General features: G+C 47.4%; 20 protein-coding genes. 6 read left to right on the forward strand and 14 right to left on the reverse strand.

Going from position 1 to position 21734, the window contains the following annotated elements; translation table 11 throughout:
• Positions 1-5: 5 nt before the first annotated feature.
• Together pdxY and RH86_RS10960 are read left to right on the forward strand one after the other, a co-directional pair.
• Positions 6-890 (forward strand): pyridoxal kinase PdxY, encoded by an 885-nt coding sequence (gene pdxY / locus RH86_RS10955; protein ID WP_009386237.1) that lies wholly within the window; start codon positions 6-8, stop codon positions 888-890.
• Positions 890-2290 (forward strand): amino acid permease, encoded by a 1401-nt coding sequence (locus RH86_RS10960; protein ID WP_009386238.1) that lies wholly within the window; start codon positions 890-892, stop codon positions 2288-2290. The genes pdxY and RH86_RS10960 overlap by 1 nt, the downstream gene beginning before the upstream one ends.
• A gap of 3 nt (positions 2291-2293) precedes the next feature.
• Here the strand turns inward: RH86_RS10960 and RH86_RS10965 are convergent, their stop codons facing one another.
• From RH86_RS10965 to gspC, 13 genes are all read right to left on the reverse strand, one after another.
• The gene (locus RH86_RS10965; RefSeq protein WP_009386239.1) at positions 2294-3745 is read right to left on the reverse strand and encodes a sigma-54 interaction domain-containing protein; all 1452 of its coding nucleotides are present in this window, start codon (positions 3743-3745) and stop codon (positions 2294-2296) included.
• Positions 3746-3915: 170 nt separating this feature from the next.
• Positions 3916-4677, reverse strand: coding sequence for a type II secretion system protein N (locus tag RH86_RS10970; protein WP_009386240.1), 762 nt, complete (start codon positions 4675-4677; stop codon positions 3916-3918).
• Positions 4678-4683: 6 nt separating this feature from the next.
• The gene (locus RH86_RS10975) at positions 4684-5175 is read right to left on the reverse strand and encodes a type II secretion system protein M (RefSeq protein WP_009386241.1); all 492 of its coding nucleotides are present in this window, start codon (positions 5173-5175) and stop codon (positions 4684-4686) included.
• Between the two features lie 10 nt (positions 5176-5185).
• On the reverse strand, positions 5186-6397 hold the full coding sequence (gene gspL / locus RH86_RS10980; protein ID WP_009386242.1) for a type II secretion system protein GspL: 1212 nt from the start codon (positions 6395-6397) through the stop codon (positions 5186-5188).
• Complete coding sequence (gene gspK, locus RH86_RS10985; protein ID WP_009386243.1) at positions 6363-7376, reverse strand: type II secretion system minor pseudopilin GspK; 1014 nt, start codon at positions 7374-7376, stop codon at positions 6363-6365. Before gspK ends, gspL begins: the two co-directional genes overlap by 35 nt.
• Positions 7366-8037, reverse strand: coding sequence for a type II secretion system minor pseudopilin GspJ (gene gspJ, locus RH86_RS10990; RefSeq protein WP_009386244.1), 672 nt, complete (start codon positions 8035-8037; stop codon positions 7366-7368). Before gspJ ends, gspK begins: the two co-directional genes overlap by 11 nt.
• Positions 8024-8425 carry a type II secretion system minor pseudopilin GspI gene (gene gspI / locus RH86_RS10995; RefSeq protein WP_009386245.1) on the reverse strand — a complete coding sequence of 134 codons (402 nt, stop codon included), beginning with the start codon at positions 8423-8425 and terminating at the stop codon, positions 8024-8026. The genes gspJ and gspI overlap by 14 nt, the downstream gene beginning before the upstream one ends.
• Complete coding sequence (gene gspH, locus RH86_RS11000; protein ID WP_009386246.1) at positions 8415-9008, reverse strand: type II secretion system minor pseudopilin GspH; 594 nt, start codon at positions 9006-9008, stop codon at positions 8415-8417. Before gspH ends, gspI begins: the two co-directional genes overlap by 11 nt.
• A gap of 98 nt (positions 9009-9106) precedes the next feature.
• Entirely contained in the window at positions 9107-9553 is a 447-nt protein-coding gene (gspG, locus tag RH86_RS11005) for a type II secretion system major pseudopilin GspG (RefSeq protein WP_005596907.1), read from the reverse strand.
• A 33-nt stretch (positions 9554-9586) separates the two neighbouring features.
• Positions 9587-10816, reverse strand: a complete 1230-nt coding sequence (gene gspF / locus RH86_RS11010) for a type II secretion system inner membrane protein GspF (RefSeq protein WP_005596905.1) — start codon at positions 10814-10816, stop codon at positions 9587-9589.
• Positions 10816-12309 carry a type II secretion system ATPase GspE gene (gene gspE, locus RH86_RS11015; protein ID WP_009386247.1) on the reverse strand — a complete coding sequence of 498 codons (1494 nt, stop codon included), beginning with the start codon at positions 12307-12309 and terminating at the stop codon, positions 10816-10818. Before gspE ends, gspF begins: the two co-directional genes overlap by 1 nt.
• On the reverse strand, positions 12306-14327 hold the full coding sequence (gene gspD / locus RH86_RS11020) for a type II secretion system secretin GspD (RefSeq protein ID WP_009386248.1): 2022 nt from the start codon (positions 14325-14327) through the stop codon (positions 12306-12308). Before gspD ends, gspE begins: the two co-directional genes overlap by 4 nt.
• Before the next feature lie 36 nt (positions 14328-14363).
• A complete protein-coding gene (gene gspC, locus RH86_RS11025; protein ID WP_009386249.1) occupies positions 14364-15242 on the reverse strand; it encodes a type II secretion system protein GspC in 879 nt (292 codons plus the stop codon).
• Positions 15243-15476: 234 nt separating this feature from the next.
• Here gspC and hslR point away from each other — a divergent pair, with 234 nt between their 5' ends.
• From hslR to RH86_RS11045, 4 genes are all read left to right on the forward strand, one after another.
• Positions 15477-15863, forward strand: coding sequence for a ribosome-associated heat shock protein Hsp15 (gene hslR / locus RH86_RS11030; RefSeq protein WP_009386250.1), 387 nt, complete (start codon positions 15477-15479; stop codon positions 15861-15863).
• Between the two features lie 29 nt (positions 15864-15892).
• Positions 15893-16768: an Hsp33 family molecular chaperone HslO gene (gene hslO / locus RH86_RS11035; protein ID WP_086026446.1), complete on the forward strand. Its 876-nt coding sequence runs from the start codon at positions 15893-15895 to the stop codon at positions 16766-16768.
• Between the two features lie 336 nt (positions 16769-17104).
• A complete protein-coding gene (gene pckA, locus RH86_RS11040) occupies positions 17105-18733 on the forward strand; it encodes a phosphoenolpyruvate carboxykinase (ATP) (RefSeq protein WP_009386252.1) in 1629 nt (542 codons plus the stop codon).
• 111 nt (positions 18734-18844) lie between these two features.
• Entirely contained in the window at positions 18845-20764 is a 1920-nt protein-coding gene (locus RH86_RS11045) for an AsmA family protein (RefSeq protein ID WP_009386253.1), read from the forward strand.
• Here the strand turns inward: RH86_RS11045 and RH86_RS11050 are convergent.
• The gene (locus tag RH86_RS11050; protein WP_005596890.1) at positions 20728-21657 is read right to left on the reverse strand and encodes a bifunctional GNAT family N-acetyltransferase/hotdog fold thioesterase; all 930 of its coding nucleotides are present in this window, start codon (positions 21655-21657) and stop codon (positions 20728-20730) included. The genes RH86_RS11045 and RH86_RS11050 overlap by 37 nt on opposite strands.
• Positions 21658-21734 lie beyond the last annotated feature (77 nt).

The following is a 21734-nucleotide window of genomic DNA, read 5'->3' on the forward strand; positions in this document are numbered from 1 at the left end:
TAATTATGCAAGGTATTCTTTCCATCCAATCTCACGTGGTTTATGGCTGTGCCGGCAATAGCTCGGCCGTGTTTCCATTACAACGCTTAGGTCACACAGTTTGGCCAATCCACACGGTACAATTTTCCAACCACACCCAATACACTCAAGGTTGGACTGGTAAGGTCCTACAGCAAGGTGACATCACCACACTCACTGAGGGCTTAATTAATATTGATGCGGCTAGTAAAGTTAAAGCAATCGTTTCTGGATACATGGGCAGCGGCGTTCAAGCGGATGAAATTCTAGCGACTGTTGAACAAGTTAAAGCACACAATCCACAAGCGGTGTATATCTGCGACCCCGTCATGGGCGATCCAGAAAAAGGATGCATCGTCAATCCTGAAGTCACTGAAGCTCTTTGCCAACGCGTCATGAAACAAGCCGATATTATCGTGCCCAACCAATTTGAATTGGCACGTTTTACGGGCATTGAGATTCACGATATAGACAGTGCGATTGTCGCTTGTCGCCGAGCGTTGGAAATGGGGCCTAAAATCGTTTTAGTAAAGCACTTACATTGCGCTTCTAAAAGGGATTTCACCATGCTACTAGCATGTGAACAGGGCGTATTTATGGTAACACGCCCCCTAATTGATTTTGTTCGTCAACCCGTTGGTGTCGGCGATCTCATTACTTCATTATTTACCGGCCATTACCTAAACAACATTGATGCTGTACGCGCATTTGAACTCTGTAATAACGCGGTTTACAGCGTACTCACTGAAACCGCCAACCGTCAGCAATGGGAATTGCAAATAATCCCAGCACAAGAAGCTTTAGCCAGCACTGCAACACCGCTGTTCTCAGCTAGAGCACTAGAAGTCAATGAATTAGCTGAGGCAATGTAATGGCAAACGAGCTGGGGAAAGGGTTGAATCTTCGCCACCTTATGATGATCTCTATTGGTGGTACTATTGGTACCGGATTATTTGTCGGCATCTCTTCCCCACTTGAGACTGCAGGTAGTCTTGGTACACCTATAGCCTACGCTATCGCAGGTATCATCATGCTACTTACCATGCTTAGCCTAGGTGAGCTAAGCAGTGCCATGCCTCACTCTGGCTCGTTTCAACACTATATGCGCGTATTATTTAAAAGTCCGTACTGGTCTTTTATGATTGGCTGGTTATATTGGCTAAGTTGGGTGCTGACTATCTCGGCAGATCTGACTGCCACGTCAATGACGTTGAACAATCTCTTTCCTTCGATCTCCACTACCGTTTACATCGGTCTAATACTGTTATTCATCTGTTCGGTTCACTTATACACCGTCAAAGCCTACGGTGAGAGTGAAACTCTATTCGCCTCTCTGAAAATCGTCACGATCGTCGCATTCTTAATCGCTTGTTTGTGCCTCATTTTTGGCGATTTAGATACGGTGGCGCAAAGTAGTATCATGAGCGAACAAAGCCGTTTACCTAACGGACTGATTGGCATCCTCGCCAGTATGTCGACGGTGACATACGCTTTTCAAGGCGTCGAAATCATTGGCACATTGGCTGGCGAAGCGGAAGATAAAGGCGCATCAATGAATAAGATCATCAAAATGCTGATTGTTCGCGTCTTTCTGTTTTATATCCTCACTACGATGATGCTGGTGTTTATCTACCCTCCTGGCGCTCAAGCGGCAATTAGCCCATTTATCTGGGTATTTGCTCAAGTCGGAATTGCTCATGCTGATGTGATAATGCAATTAGTGATCGTACTGTGTGGTTTCTCCGCCAGTAGCTCAGCACTGTATGCGAGTTCACGTTTGCTCTGGTCTATGTCGAGTGACAATATTGCTCCGAAAATATTCTCTCGCACCAGTCGTGTCGGCAGTCCTTGGTATGCGGTATTGTTTACGGCCTTAATCGCTTCTGTGGCATTAATTAGTGCGTATATTGCCCCAAAACAACTGTATCTATTCTTGATTGCCAGTACAGGGCAAGTCGGATGTTTGGCATGGTTCTGTATTGCGCTATGTCACTACCGTTTTCGCCGAGCCAAACAAGCCGGATTATTTCCTCAATATCCGCTGTATTATCAAGCGCCATGCTTTCCTTGGCTGCCATTAGCGGCGATGGTGCTCAATGCGATAAGTATTGTCGGACTTTGGTTTTCTGATAACGGAGGGATGATTCTATTGGCTGAAATAATACTGCTGGCACTGCTGTCAACCTTCTATGTATTTTGGCAGCGCCGCTCTGCCAAAATACATACATCACATATTCTCAAGACCAATCATTCACAACCATTGGTCCGTTAACCTCTAGAAATTAAGTGTTTCAATCTTATGCCGCTCGACTTTGTATTGCAGAGTCGAGCGATGCACGCCTAACTCACGGGCAGCTTTGGACAAACAACCACGATTACGGTTCAAAGCGCGCACAATGATATTACGTTCATAAAATTTCACCGCTTCATCCAGATTAACTGGAGTGCTGCCTGTTATGGCCTCTAATGAACTGGGCTCTTCTACATCGATAGCAGAAACTGTTGGGGCTGATACCATGCTCACCACCTCTTCGCGTGGCAAGGAAATATCGATGGTATTGATGCTTGATGGCAACAATAACCCTGGCATGTCTTGGAAAATCAAACTACGAATAATGGTATTTTCCAACATACGTACGTTCCCATCCCATGACATCGACTCTAACAAGGTTTTCGTCGCAGGAGCGATCCCAGTGATCGTATGATTAAGGCTAGATTGGTACTTATCAATAAAGTGCTCAGCCAGCAGAGTTATATCTTCTTTTCGCTCACTTAAGCTTGGAATTGTGATAAAACCAACACATAAACGGTAGAACAAATCTTCACGTAAACGCCCTTCTTGGACTAACTGCATTGGCGCCTCATTCACCGCAGCAATAACGCGCACATTAGAGCGATGCTCTTTATTACCGCCCAATCGCCAGTAAGTGCGATCTTGCAAATAGCGTAATAGCTTAGGTTGCATATCGATACTGAGCGAGTTTAACTCATCCAAAAACAGCGTTCCACCTTCGGCCATTTCAATGTAACCCGACTTATTTTCCGCTCCCGTGTAAGCACCTTTCTCTGTACCAAACATCATGCTTTCAATCAGGTTTTCTGGAATCGCCGCACAGTTTACCGCGATAAAAGGCTTCTCGCGGCGCTCACTATTGTCATGAATCAGATGAGCGAATAGCTCTTTACCCGTGCCCGTAGCACCATAAATCATCACGGGAACATCTTGGGTTGCGATGCGGGTGGCTTGCTCAACCAAACTCGTCATTTTACTGGAACGATGAATAATGGTCGGATTTTTACCACTTCGACTATGACGAGATAAGGTACGAATCAACGCCGACACTTCTTTGGTCATACGTTGAGAAATGTTTTTACTTAAGCCAATTTCAATTGCGCCAATTATGTTGCCAGCGTCATCATAAAGCGGCGAGGTTGAATGAACATATTCAACCTTATTGCCATATTTGTTGTAGTAGATTTGGGTGCACGAACGGTATTCAGCGCCATTCATTGCGGCTTGCAACATAGTACTCGATTCTGCATCCATATCTTTATAGAGACTAAGAATATTGGCTCCCATCGCTTCATTTCGAGGAATTTGATCAATCTGCGCACTGGCCTCGTTATAGTAAATATAAGTGCCATTGGTATCGATAATTGCAATGGGAACATCGAGTAATTCGAAAAATGGGCCGAAAGAATTGACCAAATTAGCAAGCGTAATCATAGGGTTTTTAATAGTGAACAGAGAATGCGAGACAGGCCTCAGATTATAAGAAATTCCATCCGCTGAAACTGTGTTGCACACCCACAATATCGCTAGTTTTTAGACTAATCATCCAAATGGTTAACCAAGAGATAGAAAAAAGCCTCATTAATGAGGCTTTTAGTGATTCGTCAAATTTGGCCACGATAGCTAAACTGGTAACGCCCTTGCGCATCCGGCTTCGGCAACCATTGCAACTGTTCTGACAGCGCCGTTGGCATCGCGGCTTGCGGGATAAACCACGCCTTGGCACTAAAACGTTGATCCGGCATTAACTCAGCGGAAAATTCACTACGCACTTGTGCGCTTTGCTGAGTGCCTTTCACACTGATTTGGCTATCTTGGCAGTCTAGATCCGCAATCACCGGCCCTAGTTGCAGATCCGCTAATGGCGTGCCGACCACATCAGTGTTCCACACCAAACTACCCGTACCTTGCGCACAATAGGGCGCAGCATAGCTCAATTGCTTCACATTCAGCTCTAATTGGCCCTCTAGCGTCAAGGGGATCGGCAATGCAGGAGCCAACTTTAACGCTTCGGTGACAGGCATCGAGGCAAGTAAGTTTTCGGCATAAGCGCCTTTTAAACCGTAGCCGACAGTACCGCGACCTTGCAGCTGCCATTGGCTGCCACGGCCAAAGCGAACCTTGGCTTCGGCATTGCCACTCAATAGCGCACTTGGCGCAAACTGCCAAGAGACCTGCCCAAGCTGGTAGCGCTGCCATCGAACTTGCTGCGCTTGGCCTTGCCATAACGTTCCGCTGGCTTGGCTAATTTTCAGTTGTGTCGGCAGTGGCGCGTATGCCAGCACCACTTGAATCGGAAGATGGACGATGGCACTGACGATAAACGTCAGCAGTAACACCACCATCAAGGTTATCTTTTTTTTCACTGGCGACTATCCTTTGCTTAGTTGCAGGCGCTTAACATTAACCACACCAACGCGCTCGTTCTTATCAATATCAAGAAATTGTGCTTCGACACCATGATTCTGTTGTAAGTACTCCAACCAACTAACCAATTGATTAAATGGCAATGGCTGCACCCAAACTTGCATCTCTTCACCACGTGGTTGCACACGCACAAGTTCGATATTAAAACGACGCGCCGACGAAGAAACCGCTTGGTTAAACGGCAGTGGTGATAACGCCCTAGCACCATTACCACGCAAGACGACAATGTCATCCGCTTTATTCTGTACCCAGCTCAATAACTGCTTTTCGGTACGCAGCTGATTTTGCGCCAATTCGGCACGCTGCACCATCGGTTGGTAAATTCCCCAAAATAGGATACCGATGATCAATGCCACACCACCCACCATCACTAAACGCTGTTCACGCGGTGTAATACGCAGCCACCAAACTTGCAACGAGGCTAATAATTTATTCATGCTTGCTTCCTCATCGCGGCTTTAAAATCAGATCGCCAACTACAAGTTGACCGGATTTACTCAACTGACCTTGCTGCACGGAAAATTGCTCTTCTAGCTTCGCGCGTGCTTGTTCAAAGGCTTGAAAATCTTGACTGCTGGCTTGCAGTTGAATTTCACCACGTTGGCGATCAAACTTAATCCCAGTCAGAGTAAAATCAGGCACCGATTTGATTGCCGATGGCAGTTTTGCCATCCACACCAATAACGACTCATCGCTATTACCACCCGACAGACGCTTGGCTTCATTATCCAATTCACGCTTTAAATAGCTGACGGTCGGGATCTTCGTTTTTCCGACCAGAACGGAGCGGAAAATACGTTCACTTTCAGCACGATACTTAGCGGCTTGTTGTTCTGCTTGATAGGTTTGAATTAGGTTTTGCGCCACCAATACCACCGCGACAACGCCAGCGGCAATAGCCGCCTTTCGCCATACTTTGAGGTAACGACCGACACCAGACTTCGGTTTAAAGCAGCCCGTCAACAAGTTCACTGGCGTAAACATCGCTTGGCGCCCCAGCAATTGCATCACCAATTGTGGCTCCGCTTGTTGCCAATCTTGCTCTGGTGCTAAATTCAGCTTAGGCAGTGGTGAATAGGCATGCAACGCTAGCCAATCATCACCTTTCTTAACCCATTCAGATTGAGCCACTATCGCCAACCAATCAGATTCAATAGTCAGCGCTTGGTATGCTTGTTTCTTCAATAACCATTGGCCCGCCAATTCAACCGCTGCAATGCCGTCAACATCTGGTAATGCCAGCGCATCTGGCAGAACTTTAGTCACGTTAAAGCCTGCTTGTTTGAGCGTCTCTAATTCACGCGCTAACCATTCACGGTCGACACCAGCAACATGGGCAATCTGACCTTGCTTAGCCAGCACCGTAAAATGCATACCATCGACATCTTGTGCGACGTCATCTTCGACCAAGTACGGTAGCATCGCATCAAATTGACGCGCGCCACCAGCGGGAATGTTGACCTCTTTCAACAGCACATCAGCACTGTTTAATAACACGATGGTGTGACGTGCTTGCGCGTAGCTCGCGATCTCATCAAGCGCTTGCTCAGCGCTTAATTCACCACTGGCGATCACTTCTTGCTGGCTTTCAGACCAAACCAACCACGGCTTTTTTGCCTGGCGATTATTGCTCAGTCGAACGATTAAGTACTCGCTCACCGATTCCTCCAAAGCGACGGCTTATCACCGTTGCGGTTTCTCTATTTGCACTGAACAGTAGGCTGCGAATACGCACTTGCGATTCCCCCACCACGATTCGTGCATCCAATTCAAAATAAGCACTGTCTACCGTGAGATAGGCTTTAACTCGTTTTTTAACTTCATCGCTTAATGAGGCGAGTTGTGACTCGGCCAAAAACTGATCAACATCGCCCCAACCATCGAAAGGGCGATTTTCTAGTAAACTTTGTGCATCGCTGTCGCTTAACTGATCACCAAACATCGCCACTAACAAGCGAGATTGTTCCGCAGGCAAAGTGTTCACATTAAGACGGAACTCCGCGGTAGGCAGCGCACAGGTATAAGGCTCTAGCTTCGTCATCACTTCACCTGACACCAGGTTGACCGCGCGTAATTCACTCGCCTCAGCCAATACGCCATCCGCCGTCATATAAGCGGGAGCCATCGATTCATAATGGCTATCTTCCACGCCCGTTACTGAGTTGATGTGATTATTGGTATCAATAAACTCCCAACTTGAATGCGCGACCACTTCGGCGACATGACTATCGATATCCAATTCAGACATGAGCTGTTGCAAGACGGTCACTAAATAAGGCGCACTGTCCGAGCCCGCTTCCGCCTCAAGATCCACCAACGCATTGATATTGAAACAAGCTTGGCGATCACGCAGCTGCCCAGTAAGGCTGCCGTAATCCAGCGGAAAGTTTTGCTCTTCCAACGCCCAAGGCTGCGACATATTGATGGTGTCGCTGTCTTGGTAACTCTGCTCGATGCCTACCACTGCCAAGGCTTCCGCACCAATGCTATACCAGTAAGCTTGTTGATAATTTAACTGATTGGATGAGCGCTTAAACTGCCCAAACAAACGTTCCGACATGGTCGCTGCCACTCCCGTCATCAAGGCTAAAATCAGCAGCACCACTAATAAAGCCACGCCACGCTGACTACTCTTCATCGCGACTCTCCACCGCAATCGATCCACCACCCGTCAGATAAATGCGTTCAATTTCGCCATAATCACTAAAGGTCAGTGAGACTTGCACCGCCTTGGGCAGTGTCATGGTTTTGTCCCACTGCTTGAGCCATTGTTTGCCATCAAAAAAACGCATATCAAAACTGTCAACTTGATCAATCAACGGCATGATCATGCCTTCTTGACCTGCTGGCGTATCTACGTAGCGCCACCACACTCGCTGCAATTGATTATCCTTGATGCGATAACCTACTTTGGTGACTTCACCACGCGGGAATTGCTGCTGTGGGTTATGCCAACCGGCACGCGCAAACATCACGCCTTTACCATCCGAATCGAGCAAGTAGTCTTTCCATTCAACTAACTTAGTGCTTGGTTCTTCCCCATTGGTGCGCATTTGACGCAAAGCCATTTGGCGAAAATCGTTATCCATAAAGACCAGAGTACGCTGCAAGGTTTTGAGGCGCTCGCTACGCTCTTGCGAAATCGCATTGCTGCGATACATCTGATTCAATACCTGCTGAGCCCCTGCGGCGAGGAAAGCAAAAATCGACATCGCCACCAGCACTTCAATCAAGGTAAAGCCTGCACGTTTGCCGCCACGCGCCGCACGCGATTTAAATAAGCGTTTATTTAGCGACATAGCTTCTCACCGTTAAAATCGGCGTCCCTTGTCGCGAACTTGCCACTGAAACATCAAAAGCACGAATCAAACCGCCAGAAGTCGATACCGGAGCGACCGTCCAGTACCAAGTGCGTTCTGCCAATTGGTCTTTACCGCTCTGTTTTTTCAATGCTTGCGGGTTGAGCATCACTTTGGCCATTTGGTTATCCACCACCATGGCCGCAAAGGCTTTTTCTTCCATCAGCGTCAGAGTATTTATGTGCTGGCTCACAGAGCGCACCAAGGCCATCGCTGACATGGCGAAAATCGCTAACGCAACGAGCACCTCAAGTAAGGTAAAGCCACGTCGCTGGCGTTTGCTTGAGCGAGGTTTGCTTAAGCAAGGTTGGCTTGAGTTATCTCTCATCGGCTAATTCCTCTTGCTCTCCCGGTTGCAACAAGATGATTTGGCCATTTTCTTTTGCCACTACCTGCCATGCGCTTTGCTCTAAATCAGCGTCGCTTGGATAAATAGCAATAGAGAATGGGGTGACTTCACCACTCGACATCACGAATACCTGCGGGGCGGGTAACTTTTTCTCTTCTTCTAGATCGGCAAACATCTCTTCATCAAACAGTGAAGTAGGATTAAATAAGCGTTCTTGATCCTGCCATGCCGAACCACCCAGATTAAATTCCATCTTCAATGAGTCGACCAACTGTGTTTCGTAAGGTAAGCGATCTAACTTAAGTGGTTGCCAGCCCTCATTTTCGAGCTGCTGCAAGAAGTAACGCCCTTTGGCTTGCTCAATACGCAGCCCAAAATCACGGCCACTGAGCATTGCTTCTTCATTGAGTAGCTGTAAGCGTAACCAAAGCGATTTAGCTTGGTGCTCCGCTTCATCACGACTGTTATCAGGTAAAGAAAACACCACTGTTGAAGCCATGATGGCAATCAACGCCACCACCAATAACACTTCGATTAGGGTAAAGCCTTTACTTTTCGACATGCCGCGCACTATTTAAATTCAACCAACATCAGAGTGAAAAACTCATCCAGTGAAGAGAGAAATGGCGGCCTATGCCGCCAAACTCATCAATAAGAAGATTATTGGAAATCTTGTAGATTCCAGTTGCCGACATCGGCATTAACACCATCACCACCTTCTTGGCCATCAGCGCCTAGCGTGAAGACATCAATGTTGCCGTTATCGCCTGGGCTTAGGTATTGGTAATCGTTGCCCCATGGGTCTTGCGGTAGACGCTTGATGTAACCATCTTGTGGGTAGTTGCGTGGCGTTGGGTTGCTTGGCTCAGTCACCAAAGCTTCCAAACCTTGATCGGTGGTTGGATAAACGTTGTGGTTAAGCTTGTACGTATCAAGAGCCGTTTCCAGCGCTTTAATATCAACCGTGGCTTTCTTCTGTGCCGCGGTGTCTTTACTGCCGAGCAAGTTTGGCGCAACCACACTGGCTAAGATACTTAAAATAACCACTACCACCATCAACTCTAACAAGGTGAAGCCAGACTGTTTTTTATTATGTTGTTTTTTCATTATTGTCTCCAAGAAGTCTCTTTCTGGTCAGCGTTATTTGCCGCTCATTAAGTTGTTCATTTCTAAAATAGGCATCATAGTGGCCATTACAATAAACAGCACCAATCCCGCCAATACAGCAATCATTAATGGGGTAAAGATCCCCAACGAAATATTCACCATCGACTCAAAGTTGGCATCTTGGTTGTCTGCCGCGCGAGTCAACATACTCTCTAATTCACCACTTTGCTCACCCGAGGCAATCATATGCAGCATCATCGGTGGAAACAGTTTGGTTTGATCCAACGATTTTCGCAGGCTAGCCCCTTCACGCACCCGATCCGATGCGAGCAACACTTGTTGTTTGACGTATTGGTTCGACATCACGTCAACCGCGACTTTCATACCATCCAAAATGGGAATGGCACTCGAGGTACAGATCGATAATGTACGCGCGAAACGGGCGGTATTAAGGCCGCGAGCAATCTTACCGATCACTGGCATCGCGATCACTTTGCGATCCCAACTCAAACGAATGGAAGGCTTAGATAAGGCGTAACGCACCAAATAAGCCAACGCAATAAGGGCTATCGCAATGGTGATCCACCAATGCTGCACAAACTCACTGGCGCTGATCAAAATGCGGGTTGAAAGAGGCAGTTCTTGGCCCATCTGGACAAATTGGCCAACAATTTTAGGCACCACCGAAGCCAACAAGAACGCGACAATCGCAATCGCAAACACCACCAGCACCACTGGATAGATCAATGCTTGTTGAAGTTTGCTGCGCATCTTCTGACGATTCTCTGCGTAGTCGGCAAGGCGCTCAAGCACACCATCAAGGTGGCCCGATTTTTCACCCGCGGCGACCATCGAACGAAACAGTTCATCAAAGACATGTGGGTAATCCCCCAAGCCGTCAGCCAAGGTGTGTCCTTCAACCACCTTAGCTCGTACCGCCATTAACATGGTACGAATACGCGGTTTTTCCGCTTGCTCAGACACCGCACGCAAACACTCTTCGAGCGGCATGCCCGATTGCACTAGCGTAGACAGCTGACGAGTAATCAACGCCAAATCTGGCGTGCTGATCCCGCGCTTAAAAGTGAGAGCTTCGGTTTCTGGCGTGTTGGCTTGCTGCTTCGCGCGCGTCGCCACCACATCAATCGGCACTAAGCCTTGCTCTTTAAGGCGTGAACGGACTTGGCGGGCATTGTCGCCTTCCATCACCCCTTTTTGTGATTTGCCTTTCGCATTAAGTGCTTTGTATTCGAACGCCGCCATTAGCCTTCCTTGGTTACTCGCATCACTTCTTCAAGTGATGTTACGCCTTGGCGAACTCTTGCTAGGCCGTCACAACGAATCGAAGGTGTGTGCTGACGAACCACTTTTTCCATCGCCTGCTCACCCGCTTCGTTATGGATCAGCTCTTGAACTTGTTCGTTAACCATCAATAATTCATAAATACCAGTTCGGCCGCGATAACCCTTGTGATTACATTTCTCACAACCCGCGGGCTTGTACAGTGTTAATGAATCATCTGCACTCAGGTCAAACAACGCTTTTTGCGCAGTATCCGCTTCATAGCTTTGCTTACAGCTTGGGCACAATGTGCGGACCAAACGTTGCGCGAGAACGCCCAGTAGTGAAGAGGAAATCAAAAACGGTTCGATGCCCATATCACGCAGGCGCGTAATCGCACCTACCGCGGTATTGGTGTGCAGCGTCGACATCACTAAGTGACCAGTCAACGAGGCTTGCACGGCAATTTGCGCTGTTTCTAAGTCACGAATTTCACCAACCATCACCACATCAGGGTCTTGACGCAAAATCGCACGCAGACCACGGGCAAACGTCATGTCCACCTTAGGGTTCACTTGCGTTTGGCCAATGCCATCGATATCAAATTCAATCGGGTCTTCAACGGTAAGAATGTTGCGCTCGTTACTGTTGATCTCTTGCAAGCCCGCATACAAGGTGGTCGACTTACCCGAACCGGTCGGGCCCGTCACCAAAATAATGCCGTGCGGTCGAGCAATCATCGCTTGGAACTGTTGATGCGTTTTCGCTTCCATCCCAAGGCTGTGCAAATCAAGACGTGTGGCATTTTTATCCAGCAAACGCATAACCACACGCTCACCATGTGAAGACGGCATCGTCGAAACACGCACATCAACCGCTCGGCCACCAATACGCAGTGAAATACGGCCATCTTGCGGGACACGTTTCTCTGCAATATCGAGCTTCGCCATGACCTTCACGCGTGACACCAATAACGGTGCCAACTTGCGACTTGGCGACAACACATCACGTAACACACCATCAACGCGGAAACGAATCGATAAGCTCTTCTCGAACGTTTCGATATGGATATCCGATGCGCCTTCTTTGATCGCTTCACCCAACATGGCATTGATCAATTTAATGATCGGCGCATCGTCTTCTGACTCTAACAAATCTTCATCGTGCGGCAGATCTTCTGCCAACGAGAAAAAGTCATCGCTATCGGCGCCAATATCTTCCATCAACTGACGCGCTTCCGAAGAATCGCGTTGATAGGCTGTGGTGAGCTTTTTCTCAAAAATTTCTTTGCTCACCGCCTGCAAAATAAAGCTCACCGAGGTGGTGCGCTTTACTTCTAACAGCGCTTCAATCGACAACGGCTCAACGTAAAATAACGTCAAACCCTCTGGCTCTTGTTCTAGCACCAAGTTAAAACGTTTGGCAAAACCAAACGGTAAGCGGCGATGCAGATGCACCGCATCTAACTCCATCATTGCACGCTTTCCATTTGATCAATAAAGGCTTGAATCTCAGCCGGGTGTTGACGTTCGTGACCAAATTCAGGCAATACCGGAATGTGGCTGTCATCCATCAACTTCAAACCCTGTTCTGATTTGAACAACTGCTCAGCACGAATGAAATTGTACTTACGTTGAGTAATACCATCGGCGGTCACCCCATCGCGAATGATGGTTGGTTTGATAAATACCATCAGGTTCTTTTTCTCAACCTGAGTGCTGGTTGATTTGAACAAGTGACCAAGCACAGGGATATCACCCAATAGCGGCACTTTCGATTCGCTTTCCATCGCACGCTCATCAATCAAACCGCCTAAGACAATCATCTGACCATCTTCAACAATCACTGAGGTGTTCAACTGACGCTTAGCAAAACGTACGTCCACCGCGCCATTAGCACCAAGTACATTGGAGACTTCTTGCTCAATATTCAGTTGCACTGAATTACCTTCGTTGATTTGTGGCACCACTTTCAGTTTGATACCGACTTCTTTACGATCAACGGTTTGGAATGGGTTATCGTTATTAGAACCTGCGGTAGAACCGGTTAATACCGGTACTTCTTCACCAACGATGAATGAGGCTTCGCCGTTATCCATCACCGTAATACTTGGTGATGAAAGAATATTAGAGTTCGAGTCGGTTGATACCGCGGTTAATAGCGCGGTCCAGTCACCCATCATGATGCTCACCGCCGCACCGTTAACACCCGACAGAGCAGAAGCTAAGGTGCTGTAGTCGCCAGATTCGGTCACGGTATAAGGTACGCGATTACCATTGCTATCGTTGTAATATTCGGTGCTGGTTTGATCTTTTGCCTCTTCCAAACCGACCATCACTTGGCCAATTGGTGCACCCGTGTTGCCATATTGAATGGTCGCTCCAGTTTCTAACGAGCCCCACTGCACACCAAGATTGATGCCGTCACCTTCGGCCATTTCGACAATCAAGGCTTCAATCAAGACTTGTGCACGACGAATATCAAGCTGAGCAATTACGTTTTGCAGCGCGGTCATGATGGATGGGGGCGCAGTGATCACCAATGCGTTGGTGGATACGTGCGCGGCAATCATCACTTGGTCAGAATTGGATTTCGCCCCTTTACCGCCAGACGTCTGTTCCGCTTGTAGATTGTCCGAGACACCTTTCAACACATCGACCAAGTCTTCCGCTTTGGCGTATTTAAGGTAAACCACTTGGTTGTTACCACGGCTGGCCATTTCAACATCAAGTTGTTGGATCAATTTACGCAGACGCTTACGCACCTGTGGGTCACCAGAAATCAGTACTGAGTTAGTACGATCATCGGCCACCAGCTTAGGTTGTAAAAATCCTGGGGTGTTTTTGCTGTCGCTGCTCTTATTCAATGCATCAACAATGCGCACCATTTCAGCGGCTGAAGCATTTTTCAGATCCACCACTTCAATTTCTTTGTCACCCGCTTGGTCAACGCGCTTGATGATATCGGCTAAACGGTTCACTACCGCGGCACGGCCAGTGATCAAGATGATATTGGCCGGGTCATAGTGAACAACGTTACCCGCACCGGCATTATCATTCAGTTGGCGTAGCAGAGGAGAAAGCTCACGCACCGAGACATTACGCACCGTGACTACGCGAGTGACCACTTCGTCGCCTTTCACGTCGCCATCACCCACTACTGGGATCGCCGATGTTTTAGCGTCTTTCGACTTAATCACTTTAAGGATGCCGTTATCCATCTCGATCACAGCGTAGCCATACACTTCTAATACATTGAGGAAGAAGCTGTAGTACTGCTCTTCGCTCAAGGTGTCATAGCTACGGACATCAATTTTTCCACGCACAGACGGATCAACAATGATGGTTTTTTCTAAGTTTCGACCAACAATATTAATAAACTCTTGAATGTCGGTGCCCTTAAAGCTGGCGCTGTATTCGCTGGCCATCGCTACTGGAGAAACCACTAAGGTTGCGGCTAATAGCCATGCGCTTTTCTTAAGCCAATGCTTCACTTGATACTCCTCAAAGGATAATTTTTTCTGCGCGTTTTATAATTCAATGTAGATATCGTATGGCTGGCCATTACGCTCTACCGTTAAATTCAATTCGGTTAACTCTGCCAGACGGCTGAAAATTTCACCCATCGCTGCGGCATTACGTAAATCTTGTCCATTTAAGTGGGTGGCAACATCGCCATTTTTTAATCCCACCGAGTCAAACAACTCGCGGCTTTTACCAGCACTTAAACGATAACCCACAACCTCGCCATCTTGCTTCATTTGCGACATGCGAACGTATTGGAAAATTTGTTTTGGATCTTTGGTGATTTCAGCGCGGATTTGTTCCAGCTTATCTTTAGTATTGGCGCTTAAGGCAGGGGATGTTTGCGCCGCGCGTTGCACCGGCTTGGAGTACTTAATTCCTTCGAGCATCACGGTTTCATTACGGCCAGAGTTATCAACAATAATGCGATCGGATTGTACTTGCACAACCTTCGCTTGTGTCCCCGCAATCACTTCGTTAATGCCATAAGTGGCTTGCTTGCCACCCTTGGCGATGACCGCCAAGCTTTTTCCCGCATCACTACTGGTCACGACACCCACCAAGACCACATTCAAACGGCTCTTCGGCGCATCTTCTAGTTTAGGTTTGGCAACAGGAGCGACGACATCGGCTTGATAACGACCAAACAAATGGCTGTTTTGTAATGTTGATAAATCAAGGCGAGCTTGCTGACTACCAGCAGGCATATTGCGACTGGATGGCTGCCACGTGACGACATCCACTTGTTGATACGGAAACCAGATCAATTTCCCGGCAACCCAAGCCGCCGAGAGCAAAAGAATGACGGTAACCCAAGCGCTAATCACCGCTTGATTGGCTACGAGCTTTTGCAAAGAGGGAGAACGAAAGCTGAACGGCTTCACTGCATTTCCTTGATGATGATTGATCCATATCGACACTGTGTAGCGATATAAACATGAATAAAAAGATGTATATAACCCACGACTGTTAATTCTAACAAACTATATTATGGCTCTATATAAAAATGTTCCGTCGCCCCCCCTTTAAAGTCTATTTTCTAACCTTACCTTGAAAAGTGCGCACAACATCACCATTGTTAGGGCGATAGTTAACCTAGTTAGAGGGTAAAGAGTGCAATGAGTTCCCCAATAGACACGGTAAGATTGGATAAATGGCTTTGGGCTGCGCGCTTTTACAAAACGCGTTCCATCGCACGAGATATGGTCGATGGTGGCAAAGTTCACTATAATGGACAACGCAGCAAACCAAGTAAGAATGTAGAACTTGGTGCGGTGCTTACTTTGCGTCAAGCCAACGAAGAAAAAACGATCATTATCGAAAAGATTTCTGGCCAACGTCGTGGTGCGCCAGAAGCGCAAACTCTTTACTCTGAGACGACGGAAAGCGTAGCAAAGCGTGAAGAATATGCACGCCAGCGTAAACTGAACGCTCACAATCCTAGCCCTGAACGCCGCCCTGATAAAAAGCAGCGCCGCGATATCATTAAGTTTAAACATCAATAAGCCGGACTGTCCTAATGACTGATACTGTAATCACAAACAACGTTTTAAATCGCTACCTATTTGAAGATCTATCAGTACGTGGCGAAATGGTGCAACTGGATGAAGCATACCAACAAATTATCGCAAGCAAGGAATACCCGGTTGCACTGCAAAAACTGCTGGGTGAGCTACTGGTATCAACTACCCTTTTAACCGCAACGTTGAAATTTGAAGGTTCGATTACGATTCAACTACAAGGTGACGGCCCGGTTTCTCTTGCGGTTATCAACGGCGATCACGATCAAAAGATCCGTGGTGTTGCGCGCTGGGAAGGTGACATTGCTGATAATGCCACACTGCATGAGATGATGGGTAAAGGTTACCTAGTGATCACGATTGAACCGAAAAAAGGTGAACGCTACCAAGGCGTAGTTGGCCTAGAAGGTGAAAATCTAACGCAAGTGATTGAAAACTATTTTGCGAACTCAGAACAGCTAAAAACTCGCTTGTGGATCCGTACCGGTGAACTGAACGGCAAAGCACACGCTGCTGGTATGTTGATTCAAATCATGCCAGATGGCACCGGTTCAGCAGAAGACTTTGAACACCTAGAGCAATTAACCAACACAGTAAAAGACGAAGAGCTATTTGGCCTAGAAGCGCAAGAGCTACTTTACCGCCTTTACAACCAAGATAAAGTTCGCCTATTTGAACCTCAACCAGTGGTATTCCACTGTGGCTGTTCACGTGAGCGTAGTGGTGCGGCGATAATTACCGTCAATCGTACTGAAATTAATGACATTTTAGCAGAAGAAGGATCGGTATCCTTACATTGTGATTACTGCGGTACAACATATTCATTCAATGAATCTGAAGTGGAAGAACTGTTTATCAACGCACAGAGCGGTGATAAAACTGTGCATTAATTTGCACAGTTTAACAAGCACGTAAAATCCCGCACAAGCCAGCATCTCGCTGGCTTTTTTTGTGACCTAAACCTAGTAATTACGGGAAGTTAGACAACAGTACGCTGTACTTAATTTCTGTACATTATTAATCCATTTGATCTAGCGCAACCCTTTGCCTACGCGATAAAATATCACTACCAATATGTGACGAGTCACCTAAAACCACGTGAAAATCATGGTTAATATTTGAACTACCTCCCTGTTTTATCTGGGCCTCGTTGCTAGCATGGTTAATAGAGAAAAATAAAACATTATTACAAAATCCCTACAAAAAACTTCCCACAAGGAGCACCTATGACCGTTATGGAACATACAAAGGCTGCAACAATTGATCTAACCAAGCATGGGCTTCATGACGTAAAAGAGGTTGTACGCAACCCTAGTTACGAATTGTTGTTCGAAGAAGAAACGCGTGCTGATCTAGAAGGCTACGAACGTGGAGTAGTCACTGAACTTGGCGCCGTCGCTGTCGACACTGGTATTTTCACCGGTCGCTCCCCAAAAGATAAATATATCGTTAAAGATGCCACTACAGAGGAACATATGTGGTGGACGTCAGATGCGGTTAAAAACGATAACAAACCTATCAACCAAGCGGTTTGGAATGATCTGAAGCAATTGGTGACTAACCAGTTGTCAGGTAAGCGCTTGTTTGTGATTGACGGCTACTGCGGTGCTAACCCAGATACCCGTCTGAGTATCCGTGTTATCACTGAAGTGGCGTGGCAAGCGCACTTTGTGAAAAACATGTTCTTGCGACCAACAGAAGAAGAGTTGGCAACGTTCGAACCGGATTTTGTGGTAATGAACGGCGCGAAGTGCACCAACCAGAAATGGGAAGAGCATGGTCTTAACTCTGAAAACTTCACCGTATTTAACCTAACTGAGCGCACTCAGTTGATTGGTGGTACTTGGTACGGCGGCGAAATGAAGAAAGGCATGTTCGCCATGATGAACTACTTCCTGCCATTGAAAGATATCGCTTCAATGCACTGTAGTGCCAACATGGGTGAAGACGGTGATGTTGCAGTATTCTTTGGTCTATCAGGTACTGGTAAAACGACTCTATCAACGGATCCTAAGCGTGCACTGATTGGTGATGATGAGCATGGTTGGGATGATGACGGCGTGTTCAACTTTGAAGGCGGCTGTTACGCGAAAACCATCAAACTATCGAAAGAAGCAGAGCCTGATATCTATAATGCGATTCGTCGCGATGCGCTACTGGAAAACGTTACAGTACGTGGCGATGGCTCAATCAACTTTGATGATGGTTCAAAAACAGAAAACACGCGTGTTTCTTACCCAATTCATCATATCGACAACATCGTTAAACCTGTGTCGAAAGGTGGGCATGCCAACAAGGTGATCTTCCTATCTGCTGATGCATTTGGGGTGCTACCGCCAGTGTCTAAACTGACACCAGAGCAAACTAAGTACCACTTCCTATCTGGCTTTACTGCTAAGCTAGCGGGTACTGAGCGTGGCATTACAGAGCCAACACCAACGTTCTCAGCTTGTTTTGGCGCTGCGTTCCTAACGCTTCACCCAACCAAGTATGCAGAAGTGCTAGTAAAACGTATGGAAGCGGCAGGCGCAGAAGCCTACCTAGTGAACACCGGTTGGAATGGTTCTGGTAAACGTATTTCTATCCAAGATACGCGTGGCATCATTGATGCGATTTTGGATGGTTCGATTGAAAATGCGAAAACCACTCATATTCCAATCTTCAACCTTGAAGTTCCGACATCTCTGCCAGGTGTTGATCCAGCGATCCTTGATCCGCGTGATACCTATGTTGACCCGCTACAATGGGAAAGCAAAGCACACGATCTTGCCCAGCGCTTTATCAACAACTTTGATAAATACACCGACAATGCAGAAGGTAAAGCACTCGTCGCCGCTGGCCCACAGCTAGATTAGTGACGTTTGCTTAAATATCCGCTATTAGCCCCTCAATGAGGGGCTTTTTTGTTGCAGAGCGCCTAGTTTGCCGACAGAATCATAACTCACCCTCATTATGGATTGGGCCTTGTGAAAAAACGACTTAGCTACCTATTGCTTGCTGTGCTGCTGCTTATTTCTCTTTCCATCGCCATTTTCTATGCCGTGATGCGCAGCCACTATGCAACGCAGGTCGTCAATCAAGCCTTAGCGCAGTTTTCAACCCAACCCATGCAGGTTGAACAAGCCGAATTTACCCCGCCATTGCAGCTCACTTTACACGGCCTTACCATTGGGGAAGAAGCACCGCTCTATTTACCTAAAGTGGCATTGTGGTTGCACCCGTCGTTACCAACCGAGCAAACATGGCGCTTTGATGCGATCGTGATTGAGCAGGCCAATCTCAACCTCTCTCAACCCGCTTGGGCGACGCTACGCCAATTTGAAATCGCTCAACTCGCATTTAAACAGAGTGAGTTAGTCGTGAAAGATTGGTCAGCACGCGGCGTCAATCTGCAGATCGACCAGCCAACTTGGCAAGATGAGCAGCAAGTGCTGCCTTATGGTGATATGCAGTTTTCTGCCGATCAACTTTATGTCGCAGGTCATGCTCTCGATAATCTCCTGATCGATGCCCGCTACCAAGCCGAAAATAGCACGGTGTATGGCGCTTCCTTCAACTGGAATGGTGCGCAGATTTCCGGCCAAGCAGAACAATACCCACAAGGCTGGTCGCTGATCAATGTCACTATCAACAAGCTTAATCTTGATGATAAGCAGCCCATTGATAGCTGGTTACAGCAATTGGATAAAACCGGTTGGATACGCGATATCAATAGCCTTGATGTCTTGAAGAGCAACCTCACCTATCAAGGCGTGCGCGTAGTAAACCTCGATCTGTCGGCCGAAAACATCACGCCACATCAGTCGCTTTGGCAGCAAGACAACGGCTATCTTTCTTTTGATGCTGACTCGGTTAACTATCAGAATCAGCAATGGGTCGAGCCAAGTGCAACGTTCTATTTCACCCCAAACCAAATCGAAGTGGCAGAATTAGATAGTGACTGGCACCAAGGCCGCTTGCAGTTACAGGGCGTGTTTACTCCTGAGTCAGTGCACCTTAAGCAACTGTCGTTATCTGGGGTTAAATGGTTAGAAGAGGCCCAGTACGATCTCGCTAACGCATGGCATTGGAGCCAATCAGTGCAAAACCTGGCGATTGATAAGCTCGACATCAATAACCTCCAAATTATCCAGCTCAATCAAAAGCCATTTTGGCAGATTTCAGGTCTCAACATCGATGGTAGCGATTTAGTGGTTAAGCAGCATGGGGAATTGGGCTTATGGCAAGGTGAGCTTAGTGCCAGCGCCAACAGTGCCAGTATCGACAAGCACCTCACTACCCAAGCAACGATTGAAATGAATGCTAAGCAGAACAAATGGCATCTAACGCGTCTATTTGTGCCTCTGGACCAAGGCTATATTGAAGCGGAAGGGGTATGGAATAGAGCCGAACTCAGTGCACCATGGCAGCTTAATGCCACCATGGATGGCTTACCGTTAGATAGCCAAATAGAAACCCATCAATTACCGATTAACATCCGCGCGCTTGCCGAGGTGCACATGGAACTGTCGGGCCTTGCGGGCGATTATTCGATGCTAGCACACTCGTTGAGCGGCACAGTATCGGCGGCATTGCGCCAAGGCTATCTCAATGTTGGTGAACATGGTGAGCAAAGCTTACTAGAACAGAACTTTGAGCTAGATAACCTCTCAATCGATGCTGATCGCGGCAGAATCACCCTACAATCGCCACCACTAATGCAAGGAATACAAGTGGCTGGCAATATCGACCTCACTCAACCGTCGCTGGCGACACTGCTATTACAAAGTCAAAGCCAGTGCCAAACATTGCAATGGGATATCGCCGCAAAGGTTTATCAGTTACGAGAGACTTGCCAGGCAGAGCCAACTCAAACATCTAATCTTGAATCGAGCACCGACTTGTAATTCGGCAATAGCATGTACGTACCGATAAACTCGACGGCGGCCGTTTTTCCGCTGTAAATCGTTACATGAATGACAATGCGCGCTTTGCGGCCACTGGCTAAACGGTCTAAATCGCCACTGATGCCATCTAATGATGTTTGTGCGACCGGATTTTGCTCGACTGGGTGACGATAGCGAATTCGACTGTCTGCCAGAACAATATCACCATGCAGACTGCGCTCTTTGAGGAGTAACCATGCCATACCCCAACCCGTTAAGGTTGCGAGCGTAAAAGCCGAACCAGCAAAGAGAGTGTTGTGAGGATTAAGGTTGGGATTGAGTTGCGCGCTACATTCAAACTGATAACCCGTGTACTGATTTATCTTAATGCCCATTTTGTCACTGATCGGGATATGGTGTGCCCAGCGTTCTTGCAGATCAGTGCACCACTCTGGCTTACGCAATACATTAGCCATCGGATCAAGTGGCTTTACCATTTGTAAATGGCGTGTCGGTCCGCGTTCATCAGAGAGATCGCCGCGACGTTCAAAGCCATTGCGCTCATAAAAATCGATCGCCTCTTCCCGAGCATTACACACCAAGCGCTTCACGCCATCTTGGCGAGCAAGAGATTCAAGTGCCACCAGCAATAGTGAGCCCATGCCTTTGCTACGGCGATTACTTTTCACCGCCATGTAGCGGATCTGCCCTTCGTGGTCGGGCGTCACATACAAGCGACCAATCGCCATTGGGCGGCCTCGCCCATCAACGATCATGCGATGATGACTCATCGCATCAAACTCATCGCGCTCTGAGCCTGCTGGCATACGCCAAGGCTCACGCAGCATTTGCCAGCGAAAGTGGTAATACTTTTTAAGTTGATTGTCGGTATTTGGCGTAATCAGCTTAAACATAAAATTCCTTTTTCATTGCCGCTCACTCTCCGGTGAGCCTGCCAATTAAGTGCTTATGTCGCGCTTATGGCGGTGAA

The organism is Vibrio sp. N418, assembly GCF_000222565.1.
Taxonomy (GTDB): domain Bacteria; phylum Pseudomonadota; class Gammaproteobacteria; order Enterobacterales; family Vibrionaceae; genus Vibrio; species Vibrio scophthalmi.

Excerpts from the sequence above, each read along its gene's own strand:
- pdxY (WP_009386237.1), top strand. The coding sequence starts at position 6 with ATGCAAGGTATTCTTTCCATCCAATCTCACGTGGTTTATGGCTGTGCC.
- RH86_RS10960 (WP_009386238.1), top strand. The coding sequence starts at position 890 with ATGGCAAACGAGCTGGGGAAAGGGTTGAATCTTCGCCACCTTATGATG.
- RH86_RS10965 (WP_009386239.1), bottom strand. The coding sequence starts at position 3,745 with ATGATTACGCTTGCTAATTTGGTCAATTCTTTCGGCCCATTTTTCGAA.
- RH86_RS10975 (WP_009386241.1), bottom strand. The coding sequence starts at position 5,175 with ATGAATAAATTATTAGCCTCGTTGCAAGTTTGGTGGCTGCGTATTACA.
- gspK (WP_009386243.1), bottom strand. The coding sequence starts at position 7,376 with ATGAAGAGTAGTCAGCGTGGCGTGGCTTTATTAGTGGTGCTGCTGATT.
- gspJ (WP_009386244.1), bottom strand. The coding sequence starts at position 8,037 with ATGTCGCTAAATAAACGCTTATTTAAATCGCGTGCGGCGCGTGGCGGC.
- gspI (WP_009386245.1), bottom strand. The coding sequence starts at position 8,425 with ATGAGAGATAACTCAAGCCAACCTTGCTTAAGCAAACCTCGCTCAAGC.
- gspH (WP_009386246.1), bottom strand. The coding sequence starts at position 9,008 with ATGTCGAAAAGTAAAGGCTTTACCCTAATCGAAGTGTTATTGGTGGTG.
- gspG (WP_005596907.1), bottom strand. The coding sequence starts at position 9,553 with ATGAAAAAACAACATAATAAAAAACAGTCTGGCTTCACCTTGTTAGAG.
- gspF (WP_005596905.1), bottom strand. The coding sequence starts at position 10,816 with ATGGCGGCGTTCGAATACAAAGCACTTAATGCGAAAGGCAAATCACAA.
- gspE (WP_009386247.1), bottom strand. The coding sequence starts at position 12,309 with ATGATGGAGTTAGATGCGGTGCATCTGCATCGCCGCTTACCGTTTGGT.
- hslR (WP_009386250.1), top strand. The coding sequence starts at position 15,477 with ATGAGTTCCCCAATAGACACGGTAAGATTGGATAAATGGCTTTGGGCT.
- pckA (WP_009386252.1), top strand. The coding sequence starts at position 17,105 with ATGACCGTTATGGAACATACAAAGGCTGCAACAATTGATCTAACCAAG.
- RH86_RS11050 (WP_005596890.1), bottom strand. The coding sequence starts at position 21,657 with ATGTTTAAGCTGATTACGCCAAATACCGACAATCAACTTAAAAAGTAT.